Origin of the sequence: Caldicellulosiruptor bescii DSM 6725 (genome assembly GCF_000022325.1) — a bacterium.
Lineage (GTDB): Bacteria > Bacillota > Thermoanaerobacteria > Caldicellulosiruptorales > Caldicellulosiruptoraceae > Caldicellulosiruptor > Caldicellulosiruptor bescii.
Genome location: NC_012034.1, coordinates 1,956,281 through 1,977,831, shown reverse-complemented (window position 1 = coordinate 1,977,831; position 21,551 = coordinate 1,956,281). Strand labels below are relative to the sequence as shown.

General features: G+C 38.9%; 6 protein-coding genes, 1 pseudogene and 1 riboswitch. All 7 genes and pseudogenes read left to right on the top strand.

The genetic code is table 11. The features are described 5' to 3' along the window. Positions 1 to 656 precede the first annotated feature (656 nt). The 7 genes and pseudogenes from ATHE_RS09380 to ATHE_RS09350 all read left to right on the top strand — a co-directional run bounded on the left by ATHE_RS09380 (position 657) and on the right by ATHE_RS09350 (position 21,480). A complete protein-coding gene (locus ATHE_RS09380) occupies positions 657 to 1,580 on the top strand; it encodes an NHL repeat-containing protein (protein ID WP_015908252.1) in 924 nt (307 codons plus the stop codon). A 1,121-nt stretch (positions 1,581 to 2,701) separates the two neighbouring features. Next, a pseudogene (locus tag ATHE_RS09375) lies at positions 2,702 to 3,049 on the top strand (UPF0236 family transposase-like protein); the annotation flags it as partial. Positions 3,050 to 3,180: 131 nt separating this feature from the next. Continuing rightward, positions 3,181 to 3,270: riboswitch (cyclic di-GMP riboswitch) on the top strand. 561 nt (positions 3,271 to 3,831) lie between these two features. Next, positions 3,832 to 9,111 (top strand): glycoside hydrolase family 48 protein, encoded by a 5,280-nt coding sequence (locus ATHE_RS09370; RefSeq protein ID WP_015908250.1) that lies wholly within the window; start codon positions 3,832 to 3,834, stop codon positions 9,109 to 9,111. 155 nt (positions 9,112 to 9,266) lie between these two features. Further along, a complete protein-coding gene (locus tag ATHE_RS14110) occupies positions 9,267 to 13,511 on the top strand; it encodes a cellulase family glycosylhydrolase (RefSeq protein ID WP_015908249.1) in 4,245 nt (1,414 codons plus the stop codon). Between the two features lie 256 nt (positions 13,512 to 13,767). Continuing rightward, positions 13,768 to 17,877 (top strand): glycoside hydrolase family 9 protein, encoded by a 4,110-nt coding sequence (locus ATHE_RS14305; RefSeq protein ID WP_015908248.1) that lies wholly within the window; start codon positions 13,768 to 13,770, stop codon positions 17,875 to 17,877. Positions 17,878 to 18,290: 413 nt separating this feature from the next. Further along, positions 18,291 to 19,991, top strand: a complete 1,701-nt coding sequence (locus tag ATHE_RS09355) for a glycosyltransferase family 39 protein (protein WP_015908247.1) — start codon at positions 18,291 to 18,293, stop codon at positions 19,989 to 19,991. Positions 19,992 to 20,031: 40 nt separating this feature from the next. Continuing rightward, positions 20,032 to 21,480, top strand: a complete 1,449-nt coding sequence (locus ATHE_RS09350) for a hypothetical protein (RefSeq protein ID WP_231503336.1) — start codon at positions 20,032 to 20,034, stop codon at positions 21,478 to 21,480. The last annotated feature ends 71 nt before the right edge of the window (positions 21,481 to 21,551 follow it).

Below are 21,551 nucleotides of genomic sequence, written 5' to 3'. Positions count from 1 at the left end.
TTATTATCTTTACTCATTGAAGTTTCAGTGAATTGAAAAACTTTAATTGGTACTGAATTCAAACTATATCCGAATTTTGCCATATAAACTTTATTTTTGAAACATTAAAGTTCACCTATTTCCCCTTATTTGATAACTGCGAAAGTAAATAATATTTTGACTTATAAGCTTTGCTTATGCAGCTGTTCGAGATTAAGTCATTCATAAAATGTGAATAACTGTTATTAAAATACATCATGCGAAAATTACAAAATATGGCTAAAATAAACTAAGTATAGTACTTATTATGCAAAGGAAATGCAAAGGATAGGTTCTTATGAGAATTCTTAACGATGAGCAGAGCATGTGTAGAAAGTTTCGAAAAAGATTATAGAATTAAGTTAAGAATGTTAGAAAATTACTTATGTAACAAATTAAGGAAGGAGAACTACTAAATTAATATTTTTAAAGACCTTGCAAAGTTTTTTGTAAGAGAGTTTTTTGGTTTGATTTTTGTTTAATTATAAACATTCTTGTGAAGAGTTTACATTTTAACTGCCTATAAGGAGAAGGGGGGATTTTTTTAAAAAATCTTTAAAGAGTGTGGAAACGCTCATTTTGAGTGTTTTTGCAAGTGGCTAAATTATATTATATGTGAGAGAGGAGGTATATATAACATGAAAAAACTTATTTTTGCTTCTCTGACTTTATTTGTATGTATATCTGTTTTGCTAATGTCAGTTGTTGTGTTTGCAAGTGTACTCCAAATTATACCAACCAAGGACAAAAGTGAGATTTTGCGTTTGCCAAATAGCGTGGCAGTTGATTCAAAAGGGTTTATAATTGTAGCTGATACAGACAATTGTAGGATAGTTAAATTTGATCATACTGGTAAGAAAGTTTTTTCAATTGGTATGAAGGGTAATCAAAAGAATCAGTTTTCATACCCTGCAGCAGTTACATGCGACAAGAATGGCAATATATATGTAGCGGATACAGGAAATTCAAGATTAGTTAAGTTATCCCCAGATGGAAAGTGGATTGCTTCATGGGAAAAGGTTAAAGCAAAGCAAGGTAAATTACAGGCACCTATGGGAATTGCTGTAGATCTCAAAGGTTATATTTACGTTAGTGATTATTCACTAAGTAAAATTGTTAAATATAACAGTGAGGGGAAATTTGTGTCTGAAATAACAAAATTAAATACAAATGGAGATAAATTAAATTTTCCTCGCGGTATCGCTGTTGATTCAGCTGGAAATCTATATGTAGCTGATAGTGGAAACAATAGGATTGTTGTTATAAACCAAAAAGGCAATGTTGTATCTATATATAACAAAATCAATAATTATTTCAAACTTCATCACCCATTAGGTATTGCAATTGATCAAAGTGGCGAGAATATCGCAATCACGGATACTGATTACCATCGAATTATTTTATATTCTATAAAGACGAAAAAAGCTTATACCTGGGGAAAAAATGAGAAAAACAAATTTATTTTGAATTATCCGACTGGTGTGTGTTTTGACTTAAAAGGAAATATTATCTTTGCAGATACGTATAATAGCAGAATATTGAAAATTGTAATTAAAAAATAACGAAGTTCAAGTAATAGATTTCTCTCAAAAAATGATTAAGATAATTATATTCTGAAGACTTGTTTACTATGAAAACTGAAATAGGAAATAGAATTAAAGGAAGGAGACCAGAGTTTTTAATTAAAAAACTTTGCATATGGTCTCCTTCCGTTTATTTTTTACATTTGCAAGAATTACGGTGACAATACTTAAAAAACCTGAAAATGTAAGCATAAATAGAAGCAGTTAGTGGTATTCAGAAGGTTAACCGCAAATATTTGCGATTGTTACTATATTTTTCTTGCTTTTTCTTTGTAAGCTTAAATTACTTTTTTAATTGTTTAAAAATTATTATGCGCTAAAATTTAACTTAGATTTACACATTCTTGTTTTTCAGTAAACAGCATTTCGTTTGAGAATAGATTTTATACTATTTATGGTGATTTTTATACTATTTATTTAAAAAAGATAGAATGATAAACGTTTATAGTCTCATGAAAGTTCTACTAGTTTTTTTAATGGTGAGATTTTCAAGGGCAGAAGTAAGTTTACTGGTCGTATCCTCAGAATAACCATGTATATTTAATATAACAGAGTTTTTTAAAATGCCCAATTCATTGGAAGTTTTAGATATGTTTTTGTTATTTGCTATCTGTCACTTTTCAAAATAATTCTCATGTTTTTTATAAAAGATTCTTGAGTTTGTGGGTTTAGTTTAAACATAACAAAGCAAACTATTTTACAATCCTTATAGTTTTTTAATATTTTGCAGAAACGCTCAAGATGAGCGTTATCAAGCTTTATAAAAATTCAAAAAAGTCTGATCACACTCCTCATAGTTGTAGTAAAATATGATTATATAAAAAATCTTCTACTATGAGGAGAGTTCCAAAATGTTCAACAACAAACCGAAACAACTTTCATTTTTAGATTTATTTTCCCACATAAAGGCTTTGGTTTCAAGTGGATAGCTTCTACACTGACCTGTTTATATCTTTAGTTGTAAATGGAAACCTTGTCAAGAATTTTGTGTTTCCGCATCAATAGCGAATATTGTAGAGATGTAATATATTGTAACAACATTTTTTAAGAATAGGTACTCCGTTTTTCCACTTGCCGCTGACATACTTGTGACATAAGCAGGATGTAATGCAGAAGGGAATGTAAGTCATGTATTAGCAGAGAGGATGAGTTCAAGACCAAGAGGATGGAGCGAAGATATAGCGGAGACCATGGTAAAGTTATTGAGTTTAAAATACAATGGTTTTGAACTTATAAATGTATATTTAGAGAAGATAAAAGCCAAGAAAGCAGAAAGGCAAGAAGTTAAAGAAATAGCAAAAGGAATTATAAAGAACGGGAAAAGAGTACGAAAAGGTACGGAAAAGTGGAATAATATACCAGTTATAGCAAATGGTAAAGTTAACCAGTTACGAAGAGCATTAAAGTCTTTGATTAGTTGTAGCCTCTATAATGCAGGTATATTCTGATAAAAATTTTTTCCTACAAACTCTTGACACTATCCGTTGAAAAAGATTAGTTGACATATTACTGAGTTAATGATATAATTCATTCTAAAAGAAAGTAGGATTAAACATAAAAAAATTGGATATGAAGTGGGTAGTCGAAAGGGCAAACCTGTCGAAAGGCAGGGGCGCAAAGCCATGGGCCTGTCGGAAGAAAAACTTCCTATGGTTGCCAGGCTGCCGAAACTACTCGAGGTGTAAAATATTTGATGAGTGGTTCAAAACGGCGTCTGGCAAGGCGCCGTTTTTTTAGTACATGTAAAAAAATTAAAAAAATAAATAATTATGTATATTCTTCTGTAACACTGAAAAAGCTATCCCCTAACCCCCTCTTTTAACATACATTACACTAGGCATTGGCTGCCATTGATTGGCAGCCAATGTTTAGCCTTGTATGAACAACAAAAAATTTATTATCACTTCCTAATTTAATCAATAAAATATAACAATTATTTTCAAGTCGAATAAATTTATGTGGTTTCCACTTAACAACTTAATATCATGTTGTATTTTTTTGACTTTCAATAGAGCAAAATAATACAAATTATTAGAGGCATTTATACTATAATTTTGCAATAAAAAAAATATCAGAAATATGAGTATATCTAAGTAATCGAAAATATTTAAACTGTACTGCATTTTAGACAATTAAACAAACAAATTAGACAAAAAAAATCAATTGTCATCTATCCATTTTAGTTATATAATTAAAATCGAAATAAACTGAATGAGGAGGTTAGAGATTTATGAAGCGTTACAGAAGAATTATTGCCATGGTTGTAACCTTCATATTTATTTTAGGAGTGGTATATGGAGTTAAACCATGGCAAGAGGTTAGGGCTGGTTCGTTTAACTATGGGGAAGCTTTACAAAAAGCTATCATGTTTTACGAATTTCAAATGTCTGGTAAACTTCCGAATTGGGTACGCAACAACTGGCGTGGCGACTCAGCATTAAAGGATGGTCAAGACAATGGGCTTGATTTGACAGGTGGTTGGTTTGACGCAGGTGATCACGTCAAGTTTAACCTTCCAATGTCATACACTGGTACAATGTTGTCATGGGCAGTGTATGAGTACAAAGATGCATTTGTCAAGAGTGGTCAATTGGAACATATCTTAAATCAAATCGAATGGGTTAATGACTATTTTGTAAAATGTCATCCAAGCAAATATGTATACTATTACCAGGTTGGGGATGGAAGTAAAGATCATGCATGGTGGGGACCTGCTGAGGTTATGCAAATGGAGAGACCTTCATTTAAGGTCACCCAAAGCAGTCCTGGATCTACAGTAGTAGCAGAGACAGCAGCTTCCTTAGCAGCAGCTTCAATTGTTTTGAAAGACAGAAATCCCACTAAAGCAGCAACATATCTGCAACATGCAAAAGAATTATATGAGTTTGCAGAAGTAACAAAAAGCGATGCAGGTTACACTGCTGCAAATGGATATTACAATTCATGGAGCGGTTTCTATGATGAGCTTTCTTGGGCAGCAGTTTGGTTGTATTTGGCAACAAATGATTCAACATATCTCACAAAAGCTGAGTCATATGTCCAAAATTGGCCCAAAATTTCTGGCAGTAACACAATTGACTACAAGTGGGCTCATTGCTGGGATGATGTTCACAATGGAGCGGCATTATTGTTAGCAAAAATTACCGGTAAGGATATTTATAAACAAATTATTGAAAGTCACTTAGATTACTGGACTACAGGATACAATGGCGAAAGGATTAAGTATACACCAAAAGGATTAGCATGGCTTGATCAATGGGGTTCGTTGAGATATGCAACAACTACAGCATTTTTGGCATTTGTTTATAGCGATTGGGTTGGCTGTCCAAGCACAAAAAAAGAAATATATAGAAAATTTGGAGAAAGCCAGATTGATTATGCGTTAGGCTCAGCTGGAAGAAGCTTTGTTGTTGGATTTGGTACAAATCCACCAAAGAGACCGCATCACAGAACTGCTCATAGCTCATGGGCAGACAGTCAGAGTATACCTTCATATCACAGACATACATTATATGGAGCGCTTGTTGGTGGTCCAGGCTCTGATGATAGCTACACAGATGATATAAGTAACTATGTGAACAATGAGGTTGCATGTGATTATAATGCAGGGTTTGTGGGTGCATTAGCAAAGATGTATCAATTGTACGGTGGGAATCCAATACCAGATTTCAAAGCTATTGAAACTCCAACAAACGACGAATTCTTTGTTGAAGCTGGTATAAATGCATCCGGAACTAACTTTATTGAAATTAAAGCGATAGTTAATAACCAAAGTGGTTGGCCTGCCAGAGCAACAGATAAGCTTAAATTTAGATATTTTGTTGACCTGAGTGAATTAATTAAAGCAGGATATTCACCAAATCAATTAACCTTGAGCACCAATTATAATCAAGGTGCAAAAGTAAGTGGACCTTATGTATGGGATGCAAGCAAAAATATATACTACATTTTAGTAGACTTTACTGGCACATTGATTTATCCAGGTGGTCAAGACAAATATAAGAAAGAAGTCCAATTCAGAATTGCAGCACCACAGAATGTACAGTGGGATAATTCTAACGACTATTCTTTCCAGGATATAAAGGGAGTTTCAAGTGGTTCAGTTGTTAAAACTAAATATATTCCACTTTATGATGGAGATGTGAAAGTATGGGGTGAAGAACCAGGAACTTCTGGAGCAACACCGACACCAACAGCAACAGCAACACCAACACCAACGCCGACAGTAACACCAACACCGACTCCAACACCAACATCAACTGCTACACCAACACCGACACCAACACCGACAGTAACACCAACCCCGACTCCGACACCGACTGCTACACCAACAGCAACGCCAACACCAACATCGACGCCGAGCAGCACACCTGTAGCAGGTGGACAGATAAAGGTATTGTATGCTAACAAGGAGACAAATAGCACAACTAATACGATAAGGCCATGGTTGAAGGTAGTGAACACTGGAAGCAGCAGCATAGATTTGAGCAGGGTAACGATAAGGTACTGGTACACGGTAGATGGGGACAAGGCACAGAGTGCGATATCAGACTGGGCACAGATAGGAGCAAGCAATGTGACATTCAAGTTTGTGAAGCTGAGCAGTAGCGTAAGTGGAGCGGACTATTATTTAGAGATAGGATTTAAGAGTGGAGCTGGGCAGTTGCAGGCTGGCAAAGACACAGGGGAGATACAGATAAGGTTTAACAAGAGTGATTGGAGCAATTACAATCAGGGGAATGACTGGTCATGGATGCAGAGCATGACGAATTATGGAGAGAATGTGAAGGTAACAGCGTATATAGATGGTGTATTGGTATGGGGACAGGAGCCGAGTGGAGCGACACCAACACCGACAGCGACACCAGCACCGACAGTGACACCGACACCTACACCAACACCAACGTCAACACCAACTGCTACACCAACAGCAACGCCAACACCAACACCGACGCCGAGCAGCACACCTGTAGCAGGCGGGCAGATAAAGGTATTGTATGCTAACAAGGAGACAAATAGCACAACAAACACGATAAGGCCATGGTTGAAGGTAGTGAACACTGGAAGCAGCAGCATAGATTTGAGCAGGGTAACGATAAGGTACTGGTACACGGTAGATGGGGACAAGGCACAGAGTGCGATATCAGACTGGGCACAGATAGGAGCAAGCAATGTGACATTCAAGTTTGTGAAGCTGAGCAGTAGCGTAAGTGGAGCGGACTATTATTTAGAGATAGGATTTAAGAGTGGAGCTGGGCAGTTGCAGGCTGGTAAAGACACAGGGGAGATACAGATAAGGTTTAACAAGAGTGACTGGAGCAATTACAATCAGGGGAATGACTGGTCATGGATGCAGAGCATGACGAATTATGGAGAGAATGTGAAGGTAACAGCGTATATAGATGGTGTATTGGTATGGGGACAGGAGCCGAGTGGAGCGACACCAACACCGACAGCGACACCAGCACCGACAGTGACACCGACACCTACACCAGCACCAACTCCAACCCCGACACCAACACCAACTGCTACACCAACACCAACGCCAACACCAACCCCAACCGCGACACCAACAGTAACAGCAACACCAACACCGACGCCGAGCAGCACACCGAGTGTGCTTGGCGAATATGGGCAGAGGTTTATGTGGTTATGGAACAAGATACATGATCCTGCGAACGGGTATTTTAACCAGGATGGGATACCATATCATTCGGTAGAGACATTGATATGCGAAGCACCTGATTATGGTCATTTGACCACGAGTGAGGCATTTTCGTACTATGTATGGTTAGAGGCAGTGTATGGTAAGTTAACGGGTGACTGGAGCAAATTTAAGACAGCATGGGACACATTAGAGAAGTATATGATACCATCAGCGGAAGATCAGCCGATGAGGTCATATGATCCTAACAAGCCAGCGACATACGCAGGGGAGTGGGAGACACCGGACAAGTATCCATCGCCGTTGGAGTTTAATGTACCTGTTGGCAAAGACCCGTTGCATAATGAACTTGTGAGCACATATGGTAGCACATTAATGTATGGTATGCACTGGTTGATGGACGTAGACAACTGGTATGGATATGGCAAGAGAGGGGACGGAGTAAGTCGGGCATCATTTATCAACACGTTCCAGAGAGGGCCTGAGGAGTCTGTATGGGAGACGGTGCCGCATCCGAGCTGGGAGGAATTCAAGTGGGGCGGACCGAATGGATTTTTAGATTTGTTTATTAAGGATCAGAACTATTCGAAGCAGTGGAGATATACGGATGCACCAGATGCTGATGCGAGAGCTATTCAGGCTACTTATTGGGCGAAAGTATGGGCGAAGGAGCAAGGTAAGTTTAATGAGATAAGCAGCTATGTAGCGAAGGCAGCGAAGATGGGAGACTATTTAAGGTATGCGATGTTTGACAAGTATTTCAAGCCATTAGGATGTCAGGATAAGAATGCGGCTGGAGGAACGGGGTATGACAGTGCACATTATCTGCTATCATGGTATTATGCATGGGGTGGAGCATTGGATGGAGCATGGTCATGGAAGATAGGGAGCAGCCATGTGCACTTTGGATATCAGAATCCGATGGCGGCATGGGCATTAGCGAATGATAGTGATATGAAGCCGAAGTCGCCGAATGGAGCGAGTGACTGGGCAAAGAGTTTGAAGAGGCAGATAGAATTTTACAGGTGGTTACAGTCAGCGGAGGGAGCGATAGCAGGAGGCGCGACAAATTCATGGAATGGCAGATATGAGAAGTATCCAGCAGGGACAGCAACATTTTATGGAATGGCATATGAACCGAATCCGGTATATCATGATCCTGGGAGCAACACATGGTTTGGATTCCAGGCATGGTCGATGCAGAGGGTAGCGGAGTATTACTATGTGACAGGAGATAAGGACGCAGGAGCACTGCTTGAGAAGTGGGTAAGCTGGGTTAAGAGTGTAGTGAAGTTGAATAGTGATGGTACGTTTGCGATACCGTCGACGCTTGATTGGAGCGGACAACCTGATACATGGAACGGGGCGTATACAGGGAATAGCAACTTACATGTTAAGGTAGTGGACTATGGTACTGACTTAGGAATAACAGCGTCATTGGCGAATGCGTTGTTGTACTATAGTGCAGGGACGAAGAAGTATGGGGTATTTGATGAGGGAGCGAAGAATTTAGCGAAGGAATTGCTGGACAGGATGTGGAAGTTGTACAGGGATGAGAAGGGATTGTCAGCGCCAGAGAAGAGAGCGGACTACAAGAGGTTCTTTGAGCAAGAGGTATATATACCGGCAGGATGGATAGGGAAGATGCCGAATGGAGATGTAATAAAGAGTGGAGTTAAGTTTATAGACATAAGGAGCAAGTATAAACAAGATCCTGATTGGCCGAAGTTAGAGGCGGCATACAAGTCAGGGCAGGCACCTGAGTTCAGATATCACAGGTTCTGGGCACAGTGCGACATAGCAATAGCTAATGCAACATATGAAATACTGTTTGGCAATCAATAATTAAGTAGGTAAATGAAAATTTAGCGGGGTAGCACAACTATAAGTATGGTGTGCTACCTCGCTAAAATCCTGTATGGAGGTGTTTAGAAAATAGTACAAAAAATAAAGAGGTATAATGGCAAAAATGCATAAAAAAGAGGGGGTTAGGTTTTAAGATGAGAGTAAAAACAAAAATGGGGAAGAAATGGTTGAGTATACTATGTACAGTTGTTTTTTTATTGAACATTTTGTTTATAGCAAATGTAACGAATTTACCCAAAGTTGGTGCGGCTACATCTAATGATGGAGTAGTGAAGATAGATACTAGCACATTAATAGGAACAAATCACGCACATTGCTGGTACAGAGATAAACTTGAGACGGCATTGCGAGGAATAAGGTCATGGGGTATGAACTCTGTGAGGGTAGTGTTGAGTAATGGCTATCGATGGACGAAGATACCAGCAAGTGAAGTAGCAAATATTATATCATTGTCAAGAAGTCTTGGATTCAGAGCCATTGTATTAGAAGTTCACGACACGACAGGATATGGTGAGGACGGTGCAGCATGTTCATTGGCGCAAGCAGTAGAATATTGGAAAGAGATAAAGAGTGTGTTAGAAGGCAATGAGGATTTTGTTATAATAAACATTGGTAATGAGCCGTATGGGAACAATAACTATCAAAACTGGATTAATGACACGAAGAATGCTATAAAAGCGCTAAGGGATGCAGGGTTCAAGCACACGATAATGGTTGATGCACCGAACTGGGGGCAGGATTGGTCTAATACTATGAGAGACAATGCCCAGAGCATAATGGAAGCAGATCCGCTGCGCAATTTGGTATTTTCGATTCATATGTACGGTGTATACAATACAGCGAGCAAGGTAGAAGAATATATCAAGTCATTTGTGGAGAAAGGGCTGCCATTAGTTATTGGGGAGTTTGGGCATCAGCATACAGATGGTGACCCTGACGAGGAAGCTATTGTCAGGTATGCAAAACAATACAAGATAGGACTTTTTAGCTGGTCTTGGTGTGGCAATTCGAGCTATGTAGGGTACTTGGACATGGTAAACAATTGGGACCCCAATAATCCAACTCCATGGGGGCAATGGTATAAAACTAATGCGATTGGTGCCTCTTCAGTACCTACTTCAACACCAACACCGACACCAACTGCTACACCAACAGCAACACCAACACCAACACTGACTCCAACACCGACACCTACACCAACACCAACGTCAACACCAACTGCTACACCAACAGCAACGCCAACACCAACACCGACGCCGAGCAGCACACCTGTAGCAGGTGGACAGATAAAGGTATTGTATGCTAACAAGGAGACAAATAGCACAACAAATACGATAAGGCCATGGTTGAAGGTAGTGAACACTGGAAGCAGCAGCATAGATTTGAGCAGGGTAACGATAAGGTACTGGTACACGGTAGATGGGGACAAGGCACAGAGTGCGATATCAGACTGGGCACAGATAGGAGCAAGCAATGTGACATTCAAGTTTGTGAAGCTGAGCAGTAGCGTAAGTGGAGCGGACTATTATTTAGAGATAGGATTTAAGAGTGGAGCTGGGCAGTTGCAGGCTGGTAAAGACACAGGGGAGATACAGATAAGGTTTAACAAGAGTGACTGGAGCAATTACAATCAGGGGAATGACTGGTCATGGATGCAGAGCATGACGAGTTATGGAGAGAATGTGAAGGTAACAGCGTATATAGATGGTGTATTGGTATGGGGACAGGAGCCGAGTGGAGCGACACCAACACCGACAGCAACACCAGCACCAACACCAACCCCGACCCCAACACCAACTGCTACACCAACGCCAACACCGACTCCAACACCAACACCAACTGCTACCCCAACACCGACGCCGAGCAGTACACCTGTAGCAGGTGGACAGATAAAGGTATTGTATGCTAACAAGGAGACAAATAGCACAACAAACACGATAAGGCCATGGTTGAAGGTAGTGAACACTGGAAGCAGCAGCATAGATTTGAGCAGGGTAACGATAAGGTACTGGTACACGGTAGATGGGGACAAGGCACAGAGTGCGATATCAGACTGGGCACAGATAGGAGCAAGCAATGTGACATTCAAGTTTGTGAAGCTGAGCAGTAGCGTAAGTGGAGCGGACTATTATTTAGAGATAGGATTTAAGAGTGGAGCTGGGCAGTTGCAGGCTGGTAAAGACACAGGGGAGATACAGATAAGGTTTAACAAGAGTGACTGGAGCAATTACAATCAGGGGAATGACTGGTCATGGATGCAGAGCATGACGAGTTATGGAGAGAATGTGAAGGTAACAGCGTATATAGATGGTGTATTGGTATGGGGACAGGAGCCGAGTGGAGCGACACCAACACCGACAGCAACACCAGCACCAACACCAACCCCGACCCCAACACCAACTGCTACACCAACGCCAACACCGACTCCAACACCAACACCAACTGCTACCCCAACACCGACGCCGAGCAGTACACCTGTAGCAGGTGGACAGATAAAGGTATTGTATGCTAACAAGGAGACAAATAGCACAACAAACACGATAAGGCCATGGTTGAAGGTAGTGAACACTGGAAGCAGCAGCATAGATTTGAGCAGGGTAACGATAAGGTACTGGTACACGGTAGATGGGGACAAGGCACAGAGTGCGATATCAGACTGGGCACAGATAGGAGCAAGCAATGTGACATTCAAGTTTGTGAAGCTGAGCAGTAGCGTAAGTGGAGCGGACTATTATTTAGAGATAGGATTTAAGAGTGGAGCTGGGCAGTTGCAGGCTGGTAAAGACACAGGGGAGATACAGATAAGGTTTAACAAGAGTGACTGGAGCAATTACAATCAGGGGAATGACTGGTCATGGATGCAGAGCATGACGAGTTATGGAGAGAATGTGAAGGTAACAGCGTATATAGATGGTGTATTGGTATGGGGACAGGAGCCGAGTGGAGCGACACCAACACCGACAGCAACACCAGCACCGACAGTGACACCGACAGCAACACCAGCACCAACACCAACCCCGACCCCAACAGTAACGGCAACCCCGACACCGACACCAACACCGGTGCAGACAGTAATACCAATGCCAACAGTAACTCCAAATCCAACATCAACACCGAGTATTCTTGATGATACAAATGATGATTGGCTTTATGTAAGTGGTAATAAAATAGTTGATAAAGATGGTAAACCGGTATGGTTAACAGGTATTAACTGGTTTGGATACAATACAGGTACAAATGTTTTTGATGGTGTATGGAGTTGCAATCTAAAAGATACTCTAGCTGAAATAGCCAATAGAGGCTTTAATTTGCTAAGAATTCCAATATCAGCCGAGATTATACTGAACTGGTCGCAAGGTATTTATCCAAAACCAAATATAAACTACTACGTTAATCCAGAGCTTGAGGGCAAAAACAGTCTTGAAGTATTTGACATAGTTGTACAAATATGTAAAGAAGTTGGTTTGAAAATTATGTTGGATATTCACAGCATAAAAACAGACGCAATGGGACATATCTATCCAGTATGGTATGATGATAAATTTACTCCAGAGGATTTTTATAAGGCGTGTGAGTGGATTACAAATAGATATAAAAATGATGATACTATTATAGCTTTTGACCTAAAAAATGAGCCACATGGAAAACCATGGCAAGACACAACATTTGCAAAATGGGATAATTCAACAGATATTAATAATTGGAAATATGCGGCTGAAACATGTGCGAAACGTATACTAAATATAAATCCAAACCTTCTTATTGTAATAGAAGGAATTGAAGCGTATCCAAAAGATGACGTTACATGGACATCAAAATCCTATAGCGATTACTATTCAACATGGTGGGGCGGTAACTTGCGAGGTGTTAAAAAGTATCCTATTAATCTGGGTAAATATCAAAATAAAGTAGTATATTCACCTCATGATTACGGACCCTCTGTTTACCAGCAGCCGTGGTTTTATCCAGGCTTCACAAAAGAATCTTTACTACAAGATTGTTGGCGTCCGAATTGGGCTTACATCATGGAAGAAAACATTGCGCCGCTGCTGATAGGTGAATGGGGTGGTTATCTTGATGGAGCTGATAACGAAAAGTGGATGAGATATCTACGAGATTATATTATAGAGAATCATATTCATCACACATTTTGGTGCTTTAATGCTAACTCAGGTGACACTGGAGGTATGGTTGGATACGATTTTACGACATGGGATGAAAAAAAATACTCATTTTTAAAGCCGGCTCTTTGGCAAGACAGTCAAGGTAGGTTTGTTGGATTAGATCACAAGCGACCCTTAGGTACAAATGGGAAAAACATTAATATTACAATATACTACAACAATAATGAACCAGCGCCAGTTCCAGCCGCAAAATGATAAAATACGGTAAATGGGAATTTGTAGATATATAAGAAAGATTTGAGGACAGTAAAGGACTGCAAAGTTGAAGTTATAAACAAGTAAATTTAAAAAAAGAAGGGGTGATCTAAAACAGATAGAAATATATGTAATTATATTAAGTAACTATTAAACATTTATTTGTGGGAACAAAGTATGAGTTTCGAAATCATAACATCCAATACGATTAATTAAAAATTAACTATCAGATCAAAAAAGGGGGTTAGGATTAAAAATGCTTAAACTAAAAAGAGCAATAAAAATGATTACATTTTGTGTTGCTATGGTATTTCTATTGCAGGTTTTCTTTCTATTTTCAGGATATAATAACAGTGAAGTAAAAGCAGCAACAACCTTTAACTATGGTGAAGCTCTTCAAAAAGCGATCATGTTTTATGAATTTCAGATGTCAGGTAAACTACCATCATGGATCCGTAACAACTGGCGCGGGGATTCTGGTCTAAATGATGGCAAAGATGTAGGTTTAGATCTTACTGGTGGCTGGCATGATGCGGGCGACCATGTAAAGTTTAATCTACCAATGTCATACAGTGCATCAATGCTTTCGTGGGCAGTTTATGAGTACAAAGCAGCATTTGAGAAAAGTGGTCAGCTTGAACATATACTTAACCAGATTGAATGGGTAAACGACTACTTTGTAAAATGCCATCCATCAAAGTATGTATACTACTATCAAGTTGGTGACCCAATTGAAGATCATAACTTCTGGGGTCCAGCAGAAGTTATGCAAATGAAACGACCAGCATACAAGTGTGACTTAAATAATCCAGCAAGTTCGGTTGTTGCAGAAACAGCAGCATCCTTAGCTGCAGCTTCAATCGTCATACGTGAAAGAAATAGTCAAAAGGCAGACACATATTTGCAGCATGCGATGGTACTCTTTGATTTTGCCGATAGAACTCGTAGTGATGCAGGGTATACCGCAGCAACAGGCTTTTACACATCAGGTGGTTTTATTGATGATCTTGGTTGGGCAGCAGTGTGGTTATATCTTGCGACAAATGACAAATCATATTTAGATAAAGCTGAGGCACTTATGGCAGAATATGCCGGTGGCACAAATACATGGACACAGTGCTGGGACGATGTAAGATACGGAGCAATATTGCTTTTAGCAAAAATTACTAATAAAGACATATATAAAGGTGCTGTTGAAAGAAATCTTGATCATTGGACATATAACATAACCTATACACCTAAAGGTCTTGCATGGATAACAGGGTGGGGCTCACTTAGGTATGCCACAACTGCAGCTTTCTTAGCGTTTGTTTATGCAGATTGGTCAGGATGTCCAGAAAATAAGCGAACAGCTTATCTAAAATTTGGTGAGAGTCAGATTAACTATGCATTAGGTTCAACAGGAAGAAGCTTTTTGGTAGGATTTGGGCAAAATTATCCACAACATCCACATCACAGAAATGCACACAGTTCATGGGCGAACAGTATGCGAATACCTGAATATCATCGACACATACTTTATGGTGCATTAGTAGGCGGACCAGGCTCTGATGATAGTTACAATGATGATATTACTGACTATGTTCAAAACGAGGTGGCTTGTGACTACAATGCTGGTATTGTAGGTGCTCTGGCAAAAATGTACCTTATGTATGGAGGAGACCCAATACCTAATTTCAAAGCTATCGAAAAGCCAACTAATGATGAAATTTTTGTTGAATCCAAGTTTGGTAATTCACAGGGTACAAACTATACCGAAATAATTTCATACATTTATAACAGAACGGGATGGCCGCCTCGAGTCACAGATAATCTAAACTTTAAGTATTTTATTGACCTAAGTGAGTTAATCAAGGCTGGGTATGGTCCTGATGTTGTTAAAGTAGAGACATATTATTCAGAAGGTGGAAAAATATCTGGACCATACGTATGGAATGCATCAAAGAACCTTTACTATATATTAGTTGATTTTACAGGAACAAAAATATATCCAGGTGGGGAAGTAGAACACAAAAAACAAGCTCAATTTAAGATATCTGTGCCACAAGGTGTTCCATGGGATCCAACTAATGACCCATCTTATGCAGGATTAACAAAAGAACTTAGTAAAAATAAGTTCATAGCAGCTTATGAAGGTAACGTGCTGGTATGGGGACAAGAACCAGAGGGTTCGTCAAGTTCAACCCCAACCCCAACACCAACACCAACACCAACACTGACTCCAACACCGACATCAACTGCTACACCAACACCGACACCTACACCAACACCAACGTCAACACCAACTGCTACACCAACAGCAACGCCAACACCAACACCGACGCCGAGCAGCACACCTGTAGCAGGCGGGCAGATAAAGGTATTGTATGCTAACAAGGAGACAAATAGCACAACAAACACGATAAGGCCATGGTTGAAGGTAGTGAACACTGGAAGCAGCAGCATAGATTTAAGCAGGGTAACGATAAGGTACTGGTACACGGTAGATGGGGACAAGGCACAGAGTGCGATATCAGACTGGGCACAGATAGGAGCAAGCAATGTGACATTCAAGTTTGTGAAGCTGAGCAGTAGCGTAAGTGGAGCGGACTATTATTTAGAGATAGGATTTAAGAGTGGAGCTGGGCAGTTGCAGGCTGGTAAAGACACAGGGGAGATACAGATAAGGTTTAACAAGAGTGACTGGAGCAATTACAATCAGGGGAATGACTGGTCATGGATGCAGAGCATGACGAGTTATGGAGAGAATGTGAAGGTAACAGCGTATATAGATGGTGTATTGGTATGGGGACAGGAGCCGAGTGGAGCGACACCAACACCGACAGCAACACCAGCACCGACAGTGACACCGACACCAACACCAGCACCAACACCAACCCCGACTCCAACACCAACTGCTACACCAACGCCAACACCGACTCCAACACCAACACCAACTGCTACCCCAACACCGACGCCGAGCAGCACACCTGTAGCAGGTGGACAGATAAAGGTATTGTATGCTAACAAGGAGACAAATAGCACAACAAACACGATAAGGCCATGGTTGAAGGTAGTGAACACTGGAAGCAGCAGCATAGATTTAAGCAGGGTAACGATAAGGTACTGGTACACGGTAGATGGGGACAAGGCACAGAGTGCGATATCAGACTGGGCACAGATAGGAGCAAGCAATGTGACATTCAAGTTTGTGAAGCTGAGCAGTAGCGTAAGTGGAGCGGACTATTATTTAGAGATAGGATTTAAGAGTGGAGCTGGGCAGTTGCAGGCTGGTAAAGACACAGGGGAGATACAGATAAGGTTTAACAAGAGTGACTGGAGCAATTACAATCAGGGGAATGACTGGTCATGGATGCAGAGCATGACGAGTTATGGAGAGAATGTGAAGGTAACAGCGTATATAGATGGTGTATTGGTATGGGGACAGGAGCCGAGTGGAGCGACACCAACACCGACAGCAACACCAGCACCGACAGTGACACCTACACCTACACCAACTCCAACTCCAACGCCGAGCAGTGGAATAGTGAAGATAGATACTAGCACATTAATAGGAACAAATCACGCACATTGCTGGTACAGAGATAAACTTGAGACGGCATTGCGAGGAATAAGGTCATGGGGTATGAACTCTGTGAGGGTAGTGTTGAGTAATGGCTATCGATGGACGAAGATACCAGCAAGTGAAGTAGCAAATATTATATCATTGTCAAGAAGTCTTGGATTCAGAGCCATTGTATTAGAAGTTCACGACACGACAGGATATGGTGAGGACGGTGCAGCATGTTCATTGGCGCAAGCAGTAGAATATTGGAAAGAGATAAAGAGTGTGTTAGAAGGCAATGAGGATTTTGTTATAATAAACATTGGTAATGAGCCGTATGGGAACAATAACTATCAAAACTGGATTAATGACACGAAGAATGCTATAAAAGCGCTAAGGGATGCAGGGTTCAAGCACACGATAATGGTTGATGCACCGAACTGGGGGCAGGATTGGTCTAATACTATGAGAGACAATGCCCAGAGCATAATGGAAGCAGATCCGCTGCGCAATTTGGTATTTTCGATTCATATGTACGGTGTATACAATACAGCGAGCAAGGTAGAAGAATATATCAAGTCATTTGTGGAGAAAGGGCTGCCATTAGTTATTGGGGAGTTTGGGCATCAGCATACAGATGGTGACCCTGACGAGGAAGCTATTGTCAGGTATGCAAAACAATACAAGATAGGACTTTTTAGCTGGTCTTGGTGTGGCAATTCGAGCTATGTAGGGTACTTGGACATGGTAAACAATTGGGACCCCAATAATCCAACTCCATGGGGGCAATGGTATAAAACTAATGCGATTGGTGCTGAATAAAGGGAGGTGCGAAAATTATTTGAAAAGTATGATAATTTAATAGGCACTAATGTATGAATTATCAGTCAAATGACAGGGTGGGTTTTCTACACGCCCGCCCTGTTGATTTTATGAAACACACATTATGCAAAAAATATCAAAAATTTGAACCATTAACTTAACCACAACTGAATAGAATGCTTTTTATTCGTATTTATCCAGATTACCCATTCCATAAAAGTTTTATGCATTATCGATTGTTAAAAATGTTGCATTATAGAGTGCTAAATGTATAATTACTAAAATGTCATCATAAGAACTCTGTGCAACTAATGTTATGCTTTTTTAATTGCTAAAACAATAAAAAAATTAAAAAAATTTTTAAACGGTATGATTGTCGACATATACAGTAAAAGTAAAGGAGTGAAAAATTAATGAAGGGAAAAAATGTATTATTATTACTCTCAATTCTGATTGCCACAGGATACTTTATTCTTCAGGTTATTTCCATTGGCTCAAGAGAAATACCAACAACATATTGGGCATCCAAAGAAGAGGGCAGTACAATTGAAGTGAGAATTTCACCTAAGATGTTTATAAAAGACTTCTTTATCTATTTTGGTTATGGAGACGGGAAAGTTGATATACAATTTTTGAACGATAACTCGGTAATATTCCAACAATCTGTCCAATCAGCCTTTTTTCAAGGTAAGGTAATATTAGTTAATAACGTCGTTGACAAAGTGCTTATCGTGACACATGGAAATGGTCTTGAGATTAGAGAAATTGCAGCAAAAAAAGATGACAAACAGTTTATAGATTTTTCAAAAGCAGAAATTGTTATTTTAAAAGGCTTCAAATATTTAGGAAATCCTTATAATTTAGTTGATGAGCAAGCTAAAATGAGAAGTATAGTAAGTTACCGTTACAGTTCATATTTTGATGAGATATATCATGCAAGAACAGCCTACGAACTGTTAAAAGGGCTGCCACCTTATGATTTAGTTCATCCACCCTTAGGTAAATGGCTAATATCAGTTGGAATGGCAGTATGGGGAGTGAACCCATTTGGATGGAGAATTGTTAATTTAATTTTTGGTTCAATTGCATTGGTTCTTATATTAATTTTATTTACTAAGCTACACAAACCCTCATTTTGGTGCGGAATAGCAATTATAATATTGATGGCAAGTGACTTTTTGCATAATAGCTTGTCGAGAACAGCAAACCTTGATACATTCAGTTTGTTTTTTATTCTTTTATGTTCAATTTTTGGAATGTCTTACATTAGTAGCATACTAAAAAAGAAAGAAAAATTATCTAAAACGAATTTAGCATACTTTTTGACATTTTCAACTGGAGGGTTAGCATTTGCTTGTAAATGGAATGCTTTGTATTCAATTATACCTATTTTAACAATTTCATTCTCATATAGAGTGCATAATCTTATAAAAAATAATGACAAAAATTGGGTTGTAAAGGTGATCAAAAATGGATTATTATCCATCATAGCTTTTTTAATACCTTATTATCTTACATACCTTCCAATAACAATAAAATACCCATATCATAATTTACCAGGGGCAGTTATAAGTGATTTTATAATGTTGCAAAACCATATTTGGAAATACCATTCGACATTAGTAGCAACGCATCCATTTTCTTCTGAGTGGTATCAATGGTTATTGGCAACGAAACCACTATGGGCTTATTATGACAATTCGTTGCCAAGTAATTTACGTTCGACTATTGCATATTTAGGGAATCCAGTCATATGGGGTCTGGGGTTGTTAGCACTGGCATATTTATTGATAGTGGCTCTGAAAAATCCAAAAGACAATTTGAGTTCTTTTATAGTAATTACAAGCTATATATCTTCAATTGTTCCATGGATGTTTATAGGTAGAATTAAGTTTATATATCATTATTACCTCGCATTACCTTGGCTTTACATAGCGATAGCTATGGCAATTGATAATCTAAGACTAAAGCAGGGATTAAAAGAAAAAGTTGCAATGACAGTAAGTAGTTTAGCTCTGATTATGCTTATCATATACTATCCTGCTGTGAGCGGTTTGACTGTGTCAGCAAAATACATTAATATGCTAAAGATAATGAAGAGTTGGATATTCTAACAAAGTTGTGTAAATAGAGAAGGGGAGAATGAAAAACAAGATGTCAAATAGAAAGTATGAAGCAGTAAACAAGCTTGACGTTGCAAATAAAAAAGTTGTAGCAATAATAATATACAGTATACTAATTACAATATTGCCGTTAGGCTGGTGGATGGCTAATTTCGGTGAAGTGATGTTTAAAAGCAGGCAGCCGAATAGAATAATAGTGAGCATTATAACAATAAGTGGAATTATTTTTTACAGCTACTATTTAAACTTTTACAACAACAAATCGCAGATTTCAAGAACAGAATTCATATGGATGCTATTTACCGCATTTTTTGTAAGATTGGCTTTAGGCGGTGCAATATCAGGACATCCGATAGATGTAAATTGTTTCAAGACATGGATGAACATTGCTTCACCTGATATTTTCAACATTTACGAGAAGAACATTTTTATTGACTACCTGCCAGGATATTTAATCATCTTAGCATTATTTAAATACATTGCTTCGGTAGTCCACTGTACAATTTCAGAGGACCTACTTATTAAATTACCAAACATTTTAGCTGACATTGCCATTGGAGTAATGGTGTTAGGCCTTAAGCAAAAGTGTGGAAGTCGACCAACTCGTGAGGAAAGTACAATAATTTTGTTTAATCCCGCACTAATTTTGCTCTCATCACTGTGGGGACAGAGTGACAGCTTTGTACTGATGTTGCTGGTTATGCTATTTGTTGGTTTAGTTTACAATACCTATATTTTAGCTGGATGTGTAACAGCCTATTTATTATTCACAAAACCTCAATTTATACTATATTTTCCACTAATAGCACTATACTGGGTATACAATCTTTGGCTTAGAAATAGAACAGTGGACATAATAAAACAAATAATTTCTTTTTGCGTTGTAAGCGGCGTTTTGTATTTTCTTTTCATGCCTCATAAGGAAATTTTATGGCTTCTAAAGTTCTTTATAAAAATAGCAGGAGAATATCCTTATTACACAGTAAATGCATTTAATATCTATTATGCTGGAGGCTTAAATTGGGTCAAAACAGGAGGAATGTACGATTACATAAATATGATTGCTTTAGCAATTGCCTACATTTTGGTTTTGGCGCAGATTGGTGTTAGGTTGGAAAAACCAAGAGATCATTTAATCCAAGTGAGGTATCTCCTGCAAGGTGGTTTTTTAGTTGGATTACTTTCATATAACCTTATGACAGGTATGCATGAAAGATATTCGATATTTGCATGGTTATTTTGTCTTATGGTATATGTACTGATTAATGACATAAGATGGTTAAGGATATCAATGATTATTTCCTTGCTAACCTTTCTGAATATATCGAAGGTTTTGGATCTATCTCTTTCAAACATTTATTTTGTTCAACGAGATCTTTCGAACTTTATAGTGGCAATAGCGAATATTGTCATTCTTTTTGCATCACTTTATATTATTACTAACAGCCTATTAAAGCACAAAAATAATGCAAAAGTATGACAGCATGAATATTCGAAAATAAAATAACATACTTTAGGAGGGTGGCAAAAATGAATAGTAAAAAGAAGAAC